Below are 18,186 nucleotides of genomic sequence, written 5' to 3' on the forward strand. Positions count from 1 at the left end.
TGCCCATTCCAAATCGCTCATGTCTGATCGCGCCATGTGACTACTCCCGCCGCTTGTTTGGCGCGAAAAAAATCACAAGTCATTGGGAGTATAAAGCCCTTTGTGGGTACGCTGCCTAATATATAGATTATCTAAAATTTAGATAATTAAGGAACCCCCATGAGCACGATTGTCCTTATTGCACCAGCTGGTGGCGCTGGTCGAACGACGGCGGTGATGACATTGCCTCGGCCATCGCGGAGAAGCAGCGCTATCGCACACTTGTGGTAGACGCCTCTTACGAAGCTCAATTGGCCCACTGTGAGGACACAACGCTCAGTAGATGGTATGAACGGATGCTTGGCTGTGGCGTCTCAACGGACGTGATCGACTTTGAGCGAGCCCGAAATACAGATGATCTCAGCCGTATTTTAAGGTCGGAGCGTGATCGCCAGCTCCTACGTAGCTTCCCCATTTTGATTGACATGAGCGCGCGCGTTGATGACCTCGCTTTATCCGCTGCCTACAACGCTGACTTCATCATTGCGCCTTTTACCGACGCGCTCACCGCTTATCGGGTTTCAGAGGCGCTCAGTAAAATCGACTTTGGAAACGCACCTTTTTACGGGCTGCGTTGTGGTACTGCCTGTGATCCGTCTCAATATCAATCTGTAACCGCAGCGTTTACCGCAGGACGATTGTTTCAACATGGCATTCCAACACCTGAGATTGTTTCGAACATTTCTGAGGGAGGCCATATGGCTGCGATGCGGCTTGAGCATTCCTTGATGTATGCCGATTACCCTTTATCTGCACCTGCCTGATCGCATCAATGCGCGCCATTCTTTGGCCGCAAAGCACCTCAACCTGCCGTAACTTCGTGACAATCTCTTCCGGCTTGTGTCGCTTGCTTCCCATATCTGATCCTCCGTTTCCTAACTATAGGGGCGGACCACTTCAGTGGGGGAGGATCACGCCCTTGGCGCGTAAATCGGAAATTTTAAATGGCTGCAAAGATGCTGGAGCGCGACACTCGACCTAGAGTTCTTTTCAAACCAACATTGGGGTACGTTGCCGTTGGACTGGATTAACCTCCTTCCTCGCAGGCGCGATCAACAGTACCGCAAATTTGAAGATGTCGATCAGATCAGAGCTTTACGCCTTCCAGCAAAATCTCTCGAAGCGAGCGCTTCGTCTCTTCCCATTGTTGATTTGTCAGTTCCAGATCATCGTTCAATGTTCTGATTTGGTGTTTGAAGTCAGCATAATGCTGCGTAGTCGCCCAGATTGCATAAAGCAAATGCCGTGCGCTGACGGGCCTGATTTGCTTTTGGGCGATCCAGCATTCGATCACTGCTATCCGATCATCGGTCCATTGGCGCAGTTCGTTTTCCAGGTAGTCCTGTACGACGGGCGCGCGCTGGATGACTTCGTTTGCCCAGACCTTGGAGCCATAGGGGCGCGTTCGGGCCAGTTCCAGCTTGGTTTCGATGTAGTCGCCCAAAGCATTTATCGGATCGCGTTCCGGCGACAGGACATCCGCGGCTTCACGCCAGACATTGAAGATGTTCTCGACCACATTTCGGTACAGTTTTTCCTTGGTTTGATAGTAATAGACGATGTTGGATTTCGGCAGACCAGCTTCAGTGGCGATCCGGCTAAATGACGCGCCTACGTAACCGTAATCCGCAAAGACACGTTCAGCGGCCCGCTGAATTTGCGCCCTTGTTTCTTCGCGATGACGGATCTGTATTCCGCCGCTTTGCTTGTTCACGCTGTTTCAATCCTTTGAACGGTGCGTTGGCCGAGAAAGGTCCTGTTTGAACATCTGATGCCGATCAAACTAACAAATCCGATCAGGTTTGGAAACTTTCTGCACGATCGTGCAGAAAATTCTTGACCGGACATCTAAATCTTTTCAGCATCCACCCGTGTGGCATTGGAATGGAGGCCGAAGACACTGCCAACAAACATACAACCTACCCACCTTGGGGAGCTCTGACAGGAAGCAAAGGCGCTGCGCCAAGCAACCCGAGGCGACGAATACTGTGAAAATATCAACATTAAAATACCGAACAGGAGAGGATGACATGTCAAGAATATCGCTAACGAAAAGGGCGCTGCTGGCCGCCATGGTCGCGGGATCGACCCTTTTGGCGGCCGGCGTCGCTGCGGCAGAAAAGGTGAAGGTTGCCGCGATCTATACATTGCCCGTCGAACAGCAATGGATCAGCCGGATTCACCTTGCACTGAACACGGCCGCAGAGCGGGGCGATATCGAGTATGTGTTTTCGGAAAATGTTGCCAACACCGACTATGAGCGGGTGATGCGCGAATATGCCGAGCAAGGCCAACAATTGATAGTGGGTGAAGTGTTCGGACTTGAGCGCGCTGCGCGCAAAGTGGCGACGGATTACCCCGAGACGGCGTTCCTGATGGGCTCGTCCTTTGGTCCGGTCGCGCCAAATTTTTCCGTCTTCGACAACTGGATTCACGAACCATCCTATCTGTCCGGCATGGTTGCCGGTGCTGCGACTGAGTCTAACCTGATTGGGATGGTTGGCGGATATGCGATCCCTGAAGTGAACCGCTTGATGCATGCCTTCATGGATGGCGCGCGCGAAGTGAACCCGGATGTGAAGTTCATGGTGAACTTCATCGACAGCTGGTACGACCCGCCGAAAGCCAAAGAAAGCGCATTCGCGATGATGGATGCAGGCGCAGACGTGATGTATGCGGAACGTTTTGGCGTGTCCGACGCAGCGGTTGAGCGTGGCGTGAAAGCCATCGGCAACGTGATCGATACCTCTGGTGATTATCCTGGGACCATCATGGCCTCTGCCCTGTGGCACATGGAAGCGACCATCGACAAAGCCGTGGCAAACGTTGCAGGTGGCACGTTTGAGGCGTCGGACTATGGCCAGTACAGCTTTATGGCGTATGGCGGCGGTTCGCTTGTCATGGACGAAAGCCTTGTCGCGACGGAAACAGCAGCGGCCGTAAAGGAACGTGAAGCTGAAATTCTGGGTGGGCTGTTCCGTGTGAACGTGAACGATGACCGTCCAGTCTCTGACAATTAAAGACGCATGGGCTGGCGGCAGCACCAGCCCGACCATTTCATGACACAATCCACTGCTCTCAGGCTCACTGGGCTCAGCAAACGCTTCGGCTCGGTGGTTGCAAATGATGATGTCAGCCTGACCCTTGAAAAAGGTGAAGTGCTGGCCCTTTTGGGTGAAAACGGCGCGGGCAAAACCACGCTGATGAACATGCTGTTCGGGCACTATCTGCCCGACGCGGGCACAGTTGAAGTCGCTGACGAAAGCGGCACGTTGCATGCCTTGCCGTTAGGCCATCCCCGGGCTGCGCTGGCCGCAGGGGTCGGCATGGTGCACCAGCATTTCGCACTGGCTGAAAACATCAACGCGCTCGACAATATCACTCTCGGGTCTGAACCGCTGCGCAGCTTCCGGCGCAATCGCAACAGCGCCAAGGCCAAGATCGACGGCATTATTGAGCGCAGTGGATTAAATGCGCCGTTGAATGTGCCTGTGGGGCGGCTGTCTGTCGGCGAACGTCAGCGGGTTGAGATCCTCAAAGCACTCTATCGCGATGCCCGCATTCTGGTACTTGATGAACCCACGGCGGTCCTGACCCCGCAAGAGGCCGACACGCTGTTCGACAATATCAAGGCGATGACAAAAGATGGCTTGTCCGTGATTTTCATCAGCCACAAACTGCGCGAGGTTCTCGCCTTTTCTGATCGCATTGCTGTCCTGCGCCACGGCAAGAAAGTAGGAGAGATGGCCACTGCAGATGCCGATGAAAAAGTCATCGCGCGCATGATGGTCGGGGCGGATACGCCCAAGGTCGCACGCACAGAAATGGCGCCCGGTGCGCCGGTGTTGAAGCTGTCGAACGTATCGGTCGAAGGGCGCGCCAAGCGCGATACGTTAAAAGGCGTCAACCTGACCGTAAACGCCCACGAAATTCTGGGCATCGCCGGCATCTCCGGTAATGGGCAAAGCGGGCTGGCCAATGTGATTTCAGGGCTCGCACAACCAAGCGCCGGGACGATCACGGTGGATGACCAGGACATTCCAAAACCAAGCCCGGGTGCTATGGTGAAGGCGGGTATCGGGCGCATCCCCGAAGACCGTCATCACGAAGGGATTGTCGGTGCGATGAGCGTAGCCGAGAACATGGTGATCGAACGACTTGATGATCCTGCCATCCAATCACGAGGATTGCTGAAGCGTGACGCCATTCAGGCCAATGCCGAAAAGCTTGCCAAAGCCTATGACGTACGCGGCCCCGGCGTCATCGCCGCATCCAGATTGTTGTCAGGCGGGAATATTCAAAAGCTGATCCTAGCGCGTGTTTTTGAACGCTCCCCCCGGCTTATCCTCGCGAACCAACCCACACGCGGCCTTGATATGGGCGCAGCGGCAGAGGTCGGTCGGCGCTTGTTGGAAGCCCGCGAGCGCGGTGCAGGCGTTGTTCTGATCTCAGAAGATCTTGACGAGATTCTGGGCCTTGCCGATCGGATCGTTGTGATCCGGGATGGAAATATTGTTGAAGCCGCAAGCCATGACCGTGAACAAATCGGCCTGATGATGGCAGGAGAACCGGCATGATCCGCATTGAGCCGCGCGAAAATCCGTCCCGCGCGTTTGCTGTTGGTATTCCTATCCTTTCGGCTGTCATCTCACTCGCCTTTGCGGCCATTCCATTGCTGGCCGCCGGGGCAAACCCGATCACCGCCTATGGCGAGATGATCAAAGGTGTTTTTGGATCGGTCTTTGCTGTGTCCGAAATGCTGACGCGCGCAACGCCGTTGATATTCACCGGGCTGGCCGCGGCTTTGGCGTTTCGCGCCAAGCTTTGGAATATCGGGGCCGAAGGACAGCTTTATCTAGGCGCTATCGCAGCGGTCGCTATTGGGTCGGGGGTGCTCGACATCTCTGGCATCCTGCTGTTACCGCTGATCATCGTCTTGGGCGCAGCCGCCGGAGCTGCAGGTATGATGGCCCCAACCTATCTGAAAGTGCGCTTTGGCGCGGATGAGGTTGTGACGACCTTGCTGCTAAACTTCATCATTCTGATCTTTCTTCAGATGATGCTTGAAGGCCCACTACAAGACCCAATGGGGTTGGGTTGGCCGCAATCAGCACCGGTGCTGGACCAGGGCATGCTGCCGCCACTGATGGACAGAATGCGGGTGCATTCAGGTCTGATCCTTGCGCTTGTTCTGGCAGCCATTGCGCAGTTCATGCTGGCGCGGTCCGTCTGGGGGTTCAAACTGCGGGCGGTCGGCGAAAACGCCGCTGCTGCCCGGCACGCAGGCATCAATGTGCGCCGCTCCTTGTTTGGCGTGGCAGCAATCTCTGGCGCGCTGGCCGGGCTCGCCGGGGTGTCCGAAGTGGCCGGGCTAAAGGGCTATCTGACGGCTGATCTGTCCCCCGGGTTTGGCTACACCGGCATTGTCGTTGCGATGTTGGCGGGCTTGTCGCCGGTTGGTGTTGTCATCGCGGCCCTCTTCATCGCGTCAGTCTTCGTCGGTGCTGACAGCATGAGCCGCGCCATGGGCGTGTCGTCTTTCCTTGCCGATCTGGTTGTTTCCATGTCGCTGCTCTGCGTCCTGGTTGGCGGGTTTCTGGCCAAGTACCGCATCTTGCGCACCAAAGGGGCCACAGCATGATGGACCTTTTGAACATTTTGATGACCGAGAGCTTCTGGGCGGCGTCGTTGCGCATCGCCACGCCCCTGATCTTTGGTGTGCTCGGCGCGTTGATTTGCGAGCGTGCTGGTGTCCTGAACCTCGGGATCGAAGGCATCTTCGTCGTCGGTGCGATGTGCGGATGGATGGCCGTCTGGCTTGGTGCTGGGCTTTGGGGCGGTGTGTTGGTCGCGGCATTGGCTGGCGCGTTCTTTGGGCTATTGCACGCCATCCTGACGGTGCCTTTGGGCCTGTCCCAACACGTCTCGGGCCTTGGGATCACGCTGTTTGCCACCTCGGTCAGTTACTACACCTATCGGACCGCGTTGCCCGACGTGTCTTCGCCGCCGCGCATCGAACCGTTTCGCGCGCTGGATATCCCTATCCTGTCTGACCTGCCGTTTCTCGGCCCGGTCCTGTTCCAGCAAACAGCGCTGACATGGCTTGCGCTGCTGATGGTTGCGCTGGTTTGGTATGTGATGAACCGCACCGCGCTTGGCGTGGCAATCAAGGCCGTGGGTGACAACCCCGACAGTGTGGATGCGCAAGGTCTGTCCGTCTATGGTCTGCGCATGGGCGCGATTTTGGCCGGGTCCGCCTTGATGGCACTTGGGGGCGCGTTCCTGACGATGAGCGCTTTTGACGCCTTCTTCTTTGGCATGGTCAACGGGCGCGGTTGGGTCTGCATTGCGCTAGTGATCTTTGCCAGCTGGCGACCGGGAAAGGCCCTGCTGGGTGCGCTTTTGTTTGGCGCTTTCGACGCGCTGCAAGTGCGGTTGCAAACTGAAATGGGCGCATTGGTGCCAGGGCAAGTTTTCCTGATGGCGCCTTATATCCTGTCCATCATCGCCCTTGTCATCGTCGCGCGATCTGCCGACTATCCACGCGCCTTGTTGACCCCTTGGTTCAAAGGACAACGATGATGCACCGCAAACGGGGGATTTCATGTTCGATCTGATCGTCAAAAACGCGACCACGAGTGACGGACAATCCGGCGTCGATATCGCCTGTAAGGATGGCAAAATCGCCGCAGTTGAGGCGGGGATCACGGCCGAGGCAAAAGAGACAATGGATGCAGGCGGAAACCTTGTGTCCCCACCCTTTGTCGACCCGCATTTTCACATGGACGCGACCTTGTCACTTGGCACGCCACGCATGAATGTGTCTGGCACCTTGCTCGAGGGCATCGCGCTGTGGGGCGAGTTGAAGCCAATCCAGTCCGTCGATGGTATCGTCGAACGCGCGATGCGCTACTGCAATCTGGCGGTTGCCAAAGGCATCGGCGCGATCCGCAGCCATGTGGATACTTGCGATGACGAATTGAAGGGCGTGCAAGCACTGCTGGAGGTGCGCGAAAAGGTAAAAAACTACCTCGACCTGCAACTCGTGGCGTTTCCGCAAGACGGCGTTCTGCGCGACTCCACAGCGATGAACAATACGGTGCGTGCGCTCGATATGGGCGTGGATGTGGTGGGCGGTATCCCGCATTTCGAACGCACCATGGCGCATGGCGCCGAAAGCATACGCCTGTTGTGTGAAATTGCAGAAAAACGCGGACTGATGGTCGATATGCATTGCGATGAAAGCGATGACCCCCACAGTCGCCATATCGAAACGCTGGCCTATGAAACGCAACGCCTTGGGCTGAAGGGCCGCGTTGCGGGATCGCATCTGACCTCGATGCACTCCATGGACAACTACTATGTCTCCAAGCTGATCCCGCTGATGGTTGAAGCCGGTGTTCACGCGATCCCCAACCCGCTGATCAACATCATGTTGCAGGGCCGTCACGACACATATCCCAAACGGCGCGGCCAAACCCGCGTGCGCGAGCTGCGCGACACCGGGATCATGGTTGGCTTTGGCTCTGACTGTGTGATGGACCCGTGGTATTCTCTGGGCAAGGCGGACATGCTGGACGTTGCCTTCATGGGGTTGCATGTCGGGCAATTGTCGAGCCGCGCGGATATGGACTGGTGCTTTGAGGCGGTCACCGGCAACTCGGCCCGGATCATGGGCCTGGAGGGGTATGGCCTGTCCAAAGGATGCGATGCGCATTTCATGATCCTGCAGGCAAAAGACAAGATCGAAGCCATCCGACTGCGCGCGCATCGGCTTGCCGTGTTCCGACACGGACAACTCATCTCGCAATCAGCGCCCATTCAGTACAATTTGGCATTGCCCGACAGGCCAGGCTTAACAGTGGATGAATCCCAAGTCAGCGGGTCAAGTAGCACCAACTAGTTTGCACTACTGGGGGCGAACAAGGGCTTCGAAAATACTTCAAATTATCCGGACAAATTGGTTGGGCGAAGCGCCCATCCTACGATTTATAGCAACATCTAATTTGCGACTGTTTGGTTGGTTCCAACGTCGGCTTTTCTTTGCTTTGCTGCAATTTGGTTAAAGCGCAGCATTCGGGACTTTGGGCTCAGCGCCGACCAACACCGCATGAGAGATGGAAATCTGCTTTGAAATGGCGAACGGCAGAGCCGTTCGCCGATGCGGCTCAGATATCGATGCGCTCCGCGATACTCAGTGCGTCTTCAAGTTCAACGCCTAGATAGCGTACTGTACTGTCGACTTTCGTGTGACCAAGCAGCAGTTGGACTGCCCGAAGATTGCTGGTCTTTCGATATATCTCTGCCGCCTTTGTGCGGCGGAGCGAATGTGTGCCATATCCGCTTGGTTCCAGTCCGATCGCTGTGACCCAATCACGAACGAGCCGTCCATATTGCCGTGTTGAGATGTGTGGTCGGTCATGGAATCTGCTCGAGAACATGAACCGGCACGCAAACATCTCGGGGGATTTGACCCAGGCCAAGACAGTTTCGCGTGTGTTTTCCGTCAGTTCAAACTGAACCGGTCGCTTGGTCTTGCTTTGGATCACGGAAATGGCAATAAAGTCCCGCGACCTGTGAGTTGCCCCCAAATTTTTCGCTGCAATGTGCGCGAACAGCTGGTTTTCCCGCCGCGCGGCAGCGTCACTTAGAGCGCAAATGTAGCGATTTTCGTGCTGCCTGCGCGCGCAGCGAAAATCATAGATTCACGGGTTGGGCTCTTCGATAGCTTTCGCCATGAAAAACACGAAGGGCCGGTCTGGGATGACGCGTCGATCGCCGCACGGCGCCCGAACTGGTAAGGAGCGGGACACAACCGCCTTTTGCTCGCACGGCTATTGCTGACGCAGCAATTGCTCGCACTCGCGGCGCAGAACTCTCTGCGATGCGGCACAGTTCCCCAGACCAGCCATTCAATCACGGCAAAACAGGTGGCATCCAAACTGACCTTTCGTTGCGGCCTGCCTGAACCCTAAAGACGCGGGGCAATGTGTGAATTCGCTGCGTCCGCGCCAATGTCAGCTTTCGTGAAATTTCTTCGAAATCAATAGCATTAACATGCTCTCTGATGACCAAACGTAATCAACAATGTTTCCAATGGGTTACCATTCAGAAAGTAAAGCTGATACCCGCCTCAACGCTGGCGTTTTTCACCTTGCCCCCCCTGAAATAGTCGCCGCTTGCATTCAGATAGACATTGGTCCTTTCATTGGGAGAGGCTATGCTGATACCCGCTTCCAAGCTTAGAATGTCTTTTTCGAAAGACGGGCCTGATATCGTGAAACCGCTACCCGGGATAGCAATCAGATCGGCATTGATCCGGCCTTGTTCTGCGAATTCATGACGCCAACTGGCGCGACCTCTAAATCGCAGCGTAGAGCCATCTGCAAGATCATGTTCGCCATGTGCGCCCAGCGAGATAACGGATTGCATCGACTCCACATGTTGCTCTTTCACCCGCAATGACAGATCCCCGGCACCTGTTTCCGTAAATGCCTCGGTCCAAAGCGATGCGTAGGCCAGTCCTGCGGAGGCGTCGATCATGACATTCGGTATCAGTTGTCGTTCGATCCCCAATGCAAAATTTCCCGCCCAGTGTTTTCCATCATAGTCAAACTGCACTGAACGGGCGTCTGCGCCGACCTGCAGGTTGCGGTGCCCAGAGTAGGAATCGAGACCAAATTGCAGTTGCCCGTTTAGGTATAATCCATTGTCGAAAACTTGTTGCCCATAAGCTGTTACATGCACGCTTTTGGTGGCAATGCTGGATGGCGCTGCTGCACTGAAACTGTCAGAAGCCGTGGAACTCTCTGACCATCCCATTGACAGGCCGACAACGGCATTCGATGTCCTGTTTATGTCAATCCCAAAGCGTGCCAGCCAAGCCGAGCTTTGATAGCTCATTAGGTTTGTTTTCGAAGTACCATCTCCAAACAGCCCTGCAGTCTCGAACCAGAGGTTGCTTTCCGGTTCGGCGTCGGCCATCACACCCCCCCCGCTGCTTGATGGCACTACATCTTCCGGGAACGCCAGTCGCGACGATCCGCGCTGTGAGGCAAGCCGTCCCCGGTCAGAGCGCTCCAAATGCCGGATAATATCCGAGCTTGCTACCCAGCCGACGCCGTAAAGCTCTGGGGTCATCTGACGCAGTGCTAGTGTGACGTCCGAGGAGGCATCTACAAGTGCCAGAAAATTGTCGAGATCGGGCGTTATGTAGGGCAGATTGTCCAGCGTTCGACCCATCGCTTTCTGATTTGGGGTTCTCGCCTTTCTGCCAAAATCCGACAACTGGATCATTGAGATATCTATTTTTTCGATTCCATCGAAAGTGTAGGTTTGGAACCGAAAGTCAAAGCTGGTGTCGTCTGCTTTTAGTTTTTGAATGATATTCGTGTATTCGCTAGGCAAGACCCGTGTGAAGGCCAACGCCAAAACATCCCCAGTGACGTCATTATCTCCGTGAATGGTGCCCGTGATCCGGGCATTGTTATGCAGCACAAAGGTGTCATCACCTGTACCACCCTGCACAGCACCCGTGGTAACTGAGTTTCTTAAGAACCGAAGTTCATTTGTTCCCGATGTCATTTCGATTGCAGTACCACTTGTACCTGTAATATCTCCGGCGGTTTCTACGAAATTTCCGGTACCAGCCCCGAAAAACACACCTACATCGCCAGCAATCGCCCCACCCGCAAGATTGTACACCCGGTTGTCGAAGGCGAGACCTTGCGTGGTTCCATTACCACCAATGAATGAAACACCGTACCCATTGGCCGTAATCATGCCAGCATTTGTGACGGTATTACCTGAAACATCACCACCATTTCCTTGGATTCCCGCAGATCCGCTGCCCAGCACCTGTCCGGCCAGCCCCGGAATTGCACTTCCACTGACACCCGAGACTCCGTTCGCTCCCGGCAGGTTCGAGCCATGATAGTCGCCGGGGCCTCCGGTCCCCGCGAAGCCAGCCCCCCCCGCCAATGCAGATGAATAGGCGCCGCCCCCATTGCCTCCGTTTCCGCCATTCCCACCGGCCCCGCCGTTGCCGCCCCAACCGCCATGACCGCCAGCTCCGCCGGTGCCAAAGCCCAAGTTGACAGCCCCGCTTGCGCCTGCTCCGGCACCCGAACCGCCATCGCCTCCACGTAAGGCAATCCCATCACCCGCCGCAGATATGATACCATTATTACGGACGCTGTTGTTTGTAACAGCGCCGCCATCTCCGCCAATGCCACCATCGCCACCACCTAAAGTGTCACCATTGGCACCAGCCTGCCCACCATTACCTCCCTTAGCGCCATGGCCACCGGGGCCGCTTAGGCCATCAGACCCAGAGCTTGAACAATGTTGTGCAGGGCCAATACCGACGCATTTCCGATCGCCACCTTCGCCGCGATCGCCGCCGCCACCGCCATCTCCGCCACGTCCACCGTGACCACCGTTCCCACCGGTCCCACCGGTCCCACCTGTACCTCCGCCGCTACCGGCTCCGCCATGGCCGCCTTGCAGCAGAATTGCCGTCATGCCGGAACGTACTTCTCCTAGGTTGCGGATCCGGTTGTCGCCAACAGCGCCACCATCGCCGCCACGTCCGCCAGTTCCACCCTGCCCCCCTACGCCACCATTGCCACCGTTAAACCCATCACCGCCATGGCCACCGTTTCCACCTGGTCCACCGGAACCCCCATCAGCGCCGTTGTAAAATGACACGTTGTAGAACACTCCGTCACCACCGTCGCCGCCATTCCCACCGTAGCCACCGCTTCCGCCGCGCCCGCCGTGGGTGCCGTTTCCGCCATGACCGCCATTTCCGCCGTCACTCGCGGCACCTCCGGTTCCGCCCGAACCGCCACGCAGGGCGATGCCCTCTGCACCCGCAGACACGACGCCGTGGTTGTCGATCTGGTTATTTGTGACCTTGCCGCCTGCACCGCCAATGCCGCCGGTCCCGCCCTGTGCGCCAGAGCCCCCATGGTTTCTTACCCTATGACTTGGATAAACGATGCCAGCGTAGCCACCATTGCCACCGGCACCTCCGGGAGCGCCACAGTGAGGCGCAGCAAGGTCAGACCCGCAATAGACGACCTCATCTCTTCCAGTGCCGCCATGGCCACCATTGCCGGCACCAAGGATCGCACCGTTGGCACTTATGCCATGCGCGCCGTGTCCTGCATCCCCGCCCCGTCCGCCAGCCCCTCCGGCAGCACCAGTGCCTCCTTCAAGAACGACCCCGGAATCGGTGCTGCTGACATTATGAGAAAGATTGACGCTGTTGGCATCAACAGCGCCCCCGACGCCTCCGGCACCTCCGGCACCTGCACCACTTCCATTGCCACCTGGCCCACCAATGCTTCGTGAAATATATCCTCGACCGGTCTCACCTCGCGTGCCGCTCAGGGTGCCTGGACCGCCGTTGTTGGCGACGTGATGTACATTATCATAGCGGATACCAAGACCACCCGCCCCTCCGCTTCCACCATACCCACCGATACCGCCGACGCCACCTACACCCCCACGCAATACCACGGCATCGGAGCTGCTTGAGAAATCTCCATTAGATATCAAGTTTCTGCCGCTGATGTTCTCACCGTCAGATCCAATTTGGCCGTTTCTGCCCCAACCGCCATTTTCACCCACCCCCCCCGGTCGAGACACAAGCCCAGGAGCGCCTGCAGAACCATCAGTGCCATTGGACCCCTGAGGACCTGACAGGCCTTCAATGGTGACAGGTGCGTCGACCAAAACTTCACTTTGAGCATAAGCAGGGCCAAGAACAGTGGGCGAGCAGGCGCACAGAATGTATCCAATTCGAAAAAGTTTAGTCTTCACAATATACACTCCACGGCTTGATCCCAATGCAACGATAGGAAACATATCGTTTGGTGCCCATGTGTGGATTCACACATGTGACATTCCTGCACTTTTGTTAGACTGGACGGGAAAGGTTCAGCAAAAGGCCAGCCTTGTGATGGATTATCCCGTTCTGATCATTGAAGACCGTCCCGATATTGCGGCGAGGCTCGCTGAGGCGATTATCGCGACCGATGGTATCGTATTAGCGGGCCATGCCGTGACGTTGGATCAGGGGCTGAACATGCTGTTTGACCTACGCCCGCATATCGTATTGGTGGATATCGGCTTGCCGGATGGGTCTGGCCTGGAAGCCGTGCGTGCCTGTGCTCAAGCAGATTGGAGGGTAGAGGCAATGGTTGTGTCCATATTTGGCGACGAGACCCGCGTGGTCGAGGCTATTCAGGCCGGGGCCAAAGGCTATATTCTCAAAGGAGCCGGGCTTGACCTGATCGGTGCGAATATCCTAACGGTGCTGGAAGGCGGCAGTCCTATCAGTCCTTCGATTGCGCGACACCTTTTGAGCATAATCAAGCAAAGTGATGCGTCCACCCTCGTGCCCTCTCCTCTCACCGAGCGCGAGACCGAGATCCTGCGTGCTGTCGCTCGGGGCTATAAACGGCACGAAATTGCGGCCCAATTGGAGATCAGCGCGGGCACCGTGGGCAACCACATCACCAACATCTACCGCAAGCTTGAGGTCGGATCGAATATGGAGGCCGTCGCCCGCGCCTCAAAGATCGGTGTCTTGTGAGGGCGACTTTCTGGCGGACGTTGTTGGGAGTGGCTGTTTGGCTCATAGGGTTGGCCATGACACTCTATTGGCTCGACATCGGTCAGATCACCACCATTCCGGGCACGCAGATGATACGTCAGGTGGAACTTTGCCAGGATATCGAGTGCGAACGCGGCGCGTCTAAAGCTCTTCCCTACTTCTCATCCACGAGTTTTGACGCAACAATTGAGACGCAGCAGTTGCGCATCCGTCTCACGAGATCATTTTATGCTGATGGGATGATGGCGTTTTATTTTCCGAAGCTTACAGGTTTGGTAGAGTTGCGCCTGAACGGGCACGTGATCTTTGTCATCCCAGACCATCGGCGCCTGTGGGATGAGCCCCTGCTGATTCCTGTCGCGCCAGTACTCTTGACCCGCGACGCAAACGTTCTGGATATCACACTTTCCGGCCCTCAGTCCGAAAGGTTGGACCTGCACCCGTTTTTCTTTGGCCGACAAGACCTCCTCATCCCTTACCATAACTTGCGGTTCCTGCTCGGGCCCGGGTTTGCCCGGTTTGCTCTTGGTCTCATGACTGTAGTGGCGACCAGTCTTCTGGTGATCTGGAGCTTCCGCCGTCAGGAGACAGAATATTTGTGGCTTGGGCTCGCCTGCGCAACCGCGATGCCAACACTGATCCAGTACGGATATGGCATTGGCTTTGGTGGCTATCGGCTCTGGACCATCTTGTGGATTCTGAGCGTATCGCTCTACGTGCTTCTGATCGTAAAATTCCTGCGCTGCTTTCTGAAACTGCCATTTCTTTGGCCCGAACGTACGCACGGCGTTCTGCTGGGATTGTCCGTTGTGACCATTCTGTTTGTACCACAGGGGTATGTCTATTCTATATCGCTGTGGAGCAATGTTCTCATCACTGTTCCTTCCTCTATTGTGGGCATTACAACACTCTGGATCAATCGTAAAATTTTGACACCGTTGGATATACGAGTGTTCTTTCCTTGTCTGAGTATCGCGGTGGCTTTAGGGTTCTACGCGCTCTATTTGCTTCTTCTACCAGCGCCATCTCGCACGATGCATCTGTTCCAGCTTATGCCCCTTGTCATGGCACTGGCTTGCATTTGGCTGATCCTCTCCCGTCTGATCCTTAGCTTACGCAGTTCTGAAGCCTTAACTGCATCACTCACTGACACCATCGCTCGTAAATCTGCGGAATTGGAGGCAAGCTTCGCTGAATTGACTGAGGTAAAACGCCGCGAGGCCATTGCCGAGGAGCGGGATCGCATCATGCTGGACCTCCACGACGGAATCGGTGGCCATCTCGTCAGCGCCTTGGCATATATGGAAAACAACAATGCAGGGGATGAGAAAATCCGCCACGCTCTGGAAGATGCCCTGCGTGATCTCGCCCTGATGCTCGATAGCATGGAAAATCATGACAGCTTGGTGACTCTTCTGGGGATGTTGCGAACCCGGCTCGAGGATCTTCTGTCCGCGCATGGTATTGAGTTTGACTGGCAGGTTCATGGCGAGCCGGTGCTGCCCAATCCCGGCCCGTCCCAAAGCCTGCATCTGGCTCGGATCGTACAGGAAGCGATCACCAATGTTATCAAACATGCCGGGGCCGACACGATCACGATCTTCGTCGACGAAAATGAAATACGGGTTTCCGACAACGGAAAAGGCTTCGATCTGGATCAACTGGGGACAAGCGAGCACCCGGCAAACGGCATTGCCAATATGAAACGACGCTCTGCAGCCATTGGAGCACAGTTTAGCCTGACAAGCGACGCGACTGGAACCAACATCACGCTGCTACTCATACAAACGCCGGAAAGAACATAGCTGTCGTTCAGACATCTCACAGCATTGGTCTATCTGGGCTCAAACGGAACATTTGCTGCGACTTGTCCGAGTGACCGTTATTTCATTCTAGAGCGCCGTCCTTGAAATCTGAATCGGTGGGATTCCCACGATGCGGATTTTGTGATTCACTATATTTGGAGGTGGAACATGGGCAAATCGCTATCACTGGATATTCGGGAGCGTGTCGTCGCTCTGGTTGATGAGGGGCTCTCCTGCCATGAGGCGGCGCGTAAGCACCCTGTCTTGGCCGTCCGTTGCCTCGATTGTGGGAAAGCCCCCGGCGTCTGGTGTCGCCGCCCGAGCGGCCACCGGGCTTGCGATCTGCACAAGGCCCGCCGCATCGCAGCCGATTGCCTTTTTGTCACGCAGCATGGCGAAAATGCCAGCATCGAGCATGTCAATGATGAATGGGTCATCGACCCGACCGGACGGGCTGAGCGCAACCGCATTGAGCGAGAGATCGGCGTTCAATTGGAGCTGTTTTCATGACGAAGCTCATTGAATACCGCACACCAGGCACACGGCTCTGGTGGGGCAATGTGCGCGAATGGTGCGATTGTGGCTATGTCCTGAACCGGCGGCGGCTTTTCCACAAGCGCAACCGCGATCTGGAAACCCACGCCATATGTATGCCGCTTGAGATGATCTACCGCGAGACCGATCTTGAGGCGATTGATCTGGCGATCTGGTTCTATCGCCATGGTCCCATCGGCATCCGTCGCCCGCAACGCGGCGCGCGCGGCGATCATCCGTCCACGCCGATATTCATGGCGTTGAACAATCGACGCACAGCGATCATCCGAGAGCAAGACGACATTCCCGAGGGCGACAACTGGCGTGCCGCCAATGCACCCCCTGACTGACATTTCGTATCCTTGTGGTGAGGATCAACTTGGCCCCGCTCGCTTCTTGCGACGGGGTCTTTTTTTTCGCTATGGTCTGGCTCCCTCTTGATGTTTTCTAGGTTTTCGATAATATCTAGGTTATCGAGAGTGGAGACAAATATGCGAGAATTTTCCGCCACGGACCTTGGCAACAAGACGGGTGATGTGCTGGCTGCGGCTTCACAAGAGCCTATCGCTATCGCCCGTCACGGCAAAGCCCGTTTCGTGGTCCTGACGACTGAGACTTTCCAGCGGCTCAAAACATCGGCTGACCCCCGTATCGCGCGGCGAACGGCGGACATTCCAACCGATGAAGGAGCCGCACTGGTTGCGGAGCTAGACCGGATCATTGAATCCGATGACTAAACCCGAAGCAGGCGATATCTGGCGCTATCCCTATCTCTGGACATGGCAGGCCGAACGTGGCGAGACTGAGGGACGCAAAGAGCGTCCCGTCACCCTCGCTGCCGTGTTGCCTGTTGGAACCAGCCGCTCAAGGCTCTACCTGTTGCCCATTACGGGGACTTCCCCCTTGGCCGAACAAGACGCCTTGGAAATTCCGGCAACGGAAATCCGGCGCGCTGGATTGACCGAGGCAAAGCGCTTGTGGATCATTTTGGATGATCACAACCGCGATACGCTTGAGGAATCCTTTTATTTCGAGCCGCACGGCAAAATCGGTACGTTCTCGAAAGCTTTTCTCAAACAGATCGCGGCGCGTTTCCGCACCGCCTACCTGAAAGGTGGCGCATCGAGCGGGGTTGAGCGCACATGACCCAACACGCTCTGCACCGCGTCTATTTATGGGGTTACGCAGGCCATATCGCGCCCAGATGGATGCGCAGGATTCTGGCGGGAACCGGCCTGCATCGCGCTTGGTTTCTGGGCTTTCACGGATTTTTTGTGCAAGATGGGGTCAGCTATGGGCTGGCGAGGCCATACCCCTTCAATCAATGAGATATGAGGCAAGACATGATCTATTACAGCGACGACGACAAAGCGCAAATGGCGATTGAAAACGAAGCCCGTTTCGTCGGAGTAATCACAGCGTTGCTCATTTTCATTGTTGGGTATGCAACTCTTCTCAAAGTGTTTGCTTACCCTGTGGCAAGTTGGATCATTCCTCTGTCGCTGGCAGGTATTGCAACCTGTTGGTTTCAGCTCAACGAGCTTCGCAAACGAATGGAACGGCATGTGGATGCGACCCGGCGTCGGTCGTAATCGCAATGATTGGCCTGTCAGAAGTTGCGAAGGCTCGTAAGCGAGGCAGGCTAGTCGGCGGGCTATATGCCCTTGCCGCCTGCCTTGGCTTTGTCACTGTGGCGGCGGTGGACCTGCCTATGATCCCATCTGTCGCCGTTGTCCTTGCCAGCGCCTTCGCCAGTCACCGGGCCTGGCTCTGCCTCTATCACGGTGAACGCCTGTTGGCGGAGGTTGAGCGCGGTATTGTCGAGCGTGACGCCAACAACCTTTAACACCACGGGCTGCGCTGTCCTCCGCTATAGCGACGGGCCAGTCCCTCCCCTACCATGAAATCGGCCACGTCCCGGCCATCGAGCAAGAGCTGCGCCAGATCGCGCCCGTATTGGTCGCGGCGCGGCAAATAGGTCAAACGAGCGGATGACGCCCGGGCCAGCAGTTCGCCCAGACGTTCCGCCGCTGCTTCGCCGCGCGCCCGTTCCGCTTCGCATTGGGCCTGACCTGCCCCCCGAAACTTCCCTCGTTCTGATGTAGAGTTTGCTCAACCTTTTGAAGGAGCAAACGAATGCGAAAGAGCCGTTTCACGGAAGTCCAAATCATTGGGATGATCAAA

At 56.2% G+C, this 18,186-nt stretch carries 18 protein-coding genes and 3 pseudogenes; 15 read left to right on the plus strand and 6 right to left on the minus strand.

The genetic code is table 11. The annotated features are described in order from the left end of the window. Window positions 1–362: 362 nt before the first annotated feature. Window positions 363–803, plus strand: a complete 441-nt coding sequence (locus ACW9UQ_RS16180) for a hypothetical protein (protein ID WP_458932070.1) — start codon at window positions 363–365, stop codon at window positions 801–803. Between the two features lie 323 nt (window positions 804–1,126). Here the strand turns inward: ACW9UQ_RS16180 and ACW9UQ_RS16185 are convergent, their stop codons facing one another. Continuing rightward, window positions 1,127–1,753: a TetR family transcriptional regulator C-terminal domain-containing protein gene (locus ACW9UQ_RS16185; protein WP_458932053.1), complete on the minus strand. Its 627-nt coding sequence runs from the start codon at window positions 1,751–1,753 to the stop codon at window positions 1,127–1,129. A 316-nt stretch (window positions 1,754–2,069) separates the two neighbouring features. Here ACW9UQ_RS16185 and ACW9UQ_RS16190 point away from each other — a divergent pair, with 316 nt between their 5' ends. From ACW9UQ_RS16190 to ACW9UQ_RS16210, 5 genes are read left to right on the plus strand one after another with little or no spacing between them, the layout of a single operon-like run. Beyond that, entirely contained in the window at window positions 2,070–3,059 is a 990-nt protein-coding gene (locus ACW9UQ_RS16190; RefSeq protein WP_458932054.1) for a BMP family protein, read from the plus strand. A gap of 39 nt (window positions 3,060–3,098) precedes the next feature. Further along, entirely contained in the window at window positions 3,099–4,616 is a 1,518-nt protein-coding gene (locus tag ACW9UQ_RS16195; protein ID WP_458932055.1) for an ABC transporter ATP-binding protein, read from the plus strand. Beyond that, on the plus strand, window positions 4,616–5,680 hold the full coding sequence (locus ACW9UQ_RS16200) for an ABC transporter permease (RefSeq protein WP_458932068.1): 1,065 nt from the start codon (window positions 4,616–4,618) through the stop codon (window positions 5,678–5,680). The genes ACW9UQ_RS16195 and ACW9UQ_RS16200 overlap by 1 nt, the downstream gene beginning before the upstream one ends. Further along, window positions 5,680–6,621, plus strand: a complete 942-nt coding sequence (locus tag ACW9UQ_RS16205) for an ABC transporter permease (RefSeq protein ID WP_458932069.1) — start codon at window positions 5,680–5,682, stop codon at window positions 6,619–6,621. Before ACW9UQ_RS16200 ends, ACW9UQ_RS16205 begins: the two co-directional genes overlap by 1 nt. 22 nt (window positions 6,622–6,643) lie before the next feature. Next, window positions 6,644–7,942: an amidohydrolase family protein gene (locus ACW9UQ_RS16210; RefSeq protein ID WP_458932056.1), complete on the plus strand. Its 1,299-nt coding sequence runs from the start codon at window positions 6,644–6,646 to the stop codon at window positions 7,940–7,942. 265 nt (window positions 7,943–8,207) lie between these two features. Here the strand turns inward: ACW9UQ_RS16210 and ACW9UQ_RS16215 are convergent. The 4 genes and pseudogenes from ACW9UQ_RS16215 to ACW9UQ_RS16230 form a co-directional block, all read right to left on the minus strand. After that, a pseudogene (locus ACW9UQ_RS16215) lies at window positions 8,208–8,594 on the minus strand (tyrosine-type recombinase/integrase); the annotation flags it as partial. A gap of 553 nt (window positions 8,595–9,147) precedes the next feature. Beyond that, window positions 9,148–11,130: an autotransporter family protein gene (locus ACW9UQ_RS16220; protein ID WP_458932057.1), complete on the minus strand. Its 1,983-nt coding sequence runs from the start codon at window positions 11,128–11,130 to the stop codon at window positions 9,148–9,150. 224 nt (window positions 11,131–11,354) lie between these two features. Beyond that, entirely contained in the window at window positions 11,355–11,534 is a 180-nt protein-coding gene (locus ACW9UQ_RS16225) for a hypothetical protein (RefSeq protein ID WP_458932058.1), read from the minus strand. A 117-nt stretch (window positions 11,535–11,651) separates the two neighbouring features. After that, window positions 11,652–12,011 carry a hypothetical protein gene (locus ACW9UQ_RS16230; protein WP_458932059.1) on the minus strand — a complete coding sequence of 120 codons (360 nt, stop codon included), beginning with the start codon at window positions 12,009–12,011 and terminating at the stop codon, window positions 11,652–11,654. Between the two features lie 133 nt (window positions 12,012–12,144). Here ACW9UQ_RS16230 and ACW9UQ_RS16235 point away from each other — a divergent pair, with 133 nt between their 5' ends. The 9 genes and pseudogenes from ACW9UQ_RS16235 to ACW9UQ_RS16275 all read left to right on the plus strand — a co-directional run bounded on the left by ACW9UQ_RS16235 (window position 12,145) and on the right by ACW9UQ_RS16275 (window position 17,848). Beyond that, window positions 12,145–12,396: a hypothetical protein gene (locus ACW9UQ_RS16235; RefSeq protein ID WP_458932060.1), complete on the plus strand. Its 252-nt coding sequence runs from the start codon at window positions 12,145–12,147 to the stop codon at window positions 12,394–12,396. Window positions 12,397–13,006: 610 nt separating this feature from the next. Next, on the plus strand, window positions 13,007–13,642 hold the full coding sequence (locus ACW9UQ_RS16240; protein ID WP_458932061.1) for a LuxR C-terminal-related transcriptional regulator: 636 nt from the start codon (window positions 13,007–13,009) through the stop codon (window positions 13,640–13,642). Between the two features lie 56 nt (window positions 13,643–13,698). Beyond that, window positions 13,699–15,468, plus strand: coding sequence for a sensor histidine kinase (locus ACW9UQ_RS16245; protein ID WP_458932062.1), 1,770 nt, complete (start codon window positions 13,699–13,701; stop codon window positions 15,466–15,468). A 258-nt stretch (window positions 15,469–15,726) separates the two neighbouring features. Further along, window positions 15,727–15,978, plus strand: a pseudogene (locus tag ACW9UQ_RS16250) (zinc finger domain-containing protein); the annotation flags it as partial. Beyond that, window positions 15,975–16,352, plus strand: coding sequence for a hypothetical protein (locus ACW9UQ_RS16255; protein WP_458932063.1), 378 nt, complete (start codon window positions 15,975–15,977; stop codon window positions 16,350–16,352). The pseudogene ACW9UQ_RS16250 and the gene ACW9UQ_RS16255, both read left to right, overlap by 4 nt. Window positions 16,353–16,493: 141 nt before the next feature. Beyond that, complete coding sequence (locus ACW9UQ_RS16260) at window positions 16,494–16,739, plus strand: type II toxin-antitoxin system prevent-host-death family antitoxin (protein WP_458932064.1); 246 nt, start codon at window positions 16,494–16,496, stop codon at window positions 16,737–16,739. Further along, window positions 16,732–17,148, plus strand: a complete 417-nt coding sequence (locus tag ACW9UQ_RS16265) for a hypothetical protein (RefSeq protein WP_458932065.1) — start codon at window positions 16,732–16,734, stop codon at window positions 17,146–17,148. The genes ACW9UQ_RS16260 and ACW9UQ_RS16265 overlap by 8 nt, the downstream gene beginning before the upstream one ends. 197 nt (window positions 17,149–17,345) lie before the next feature. Continuing rightward, window positions 17,346–17,594, plus strand: a complete 249-nt coding sequence (locus ACW9UQ_RS16270) for a hypothetical protein (RefSeq protein WP_458932066.1) — start codon at window positions 17,346–17,348, stop codon at window positions 17,592–17,594. 5 nt (window positions 17,595–17,599) lie between these two features. Continuing rightward, window positions 17,600–17,848 carry a hypothetical protein gene (locus tag ACW9UQ_RS16275; protein WP_458932067.1) on the plus strand — a complete coding sequence of 83 codons (249 nt, stop codon included), beginning with the start codon at window positions 17,600–17,602 and terminating at the stop codon, window positions 17,846–17,848. Here the strand turns inward: ACW9UQ_RS16275 and ACW9UQ_RS16280 are convergent. Continuing rightward, window positions 17,845–18,036, minus strand: a pseudogene (locus ACW9UQ_RS16280) (thermonuclease family protein); the annotation flags it as partial. The gene ACW9UQ_RS16275 and the pseudogene ACW9UQ_RS16280 sit on opposite strands and share 4 nt — an antisense overlap. Window positions 18,037–18,186: the final 150 nt, after the last annotated feature.

Source organism: Halovulum sp. GXIMD14793 (assembly GCF_054457435.1).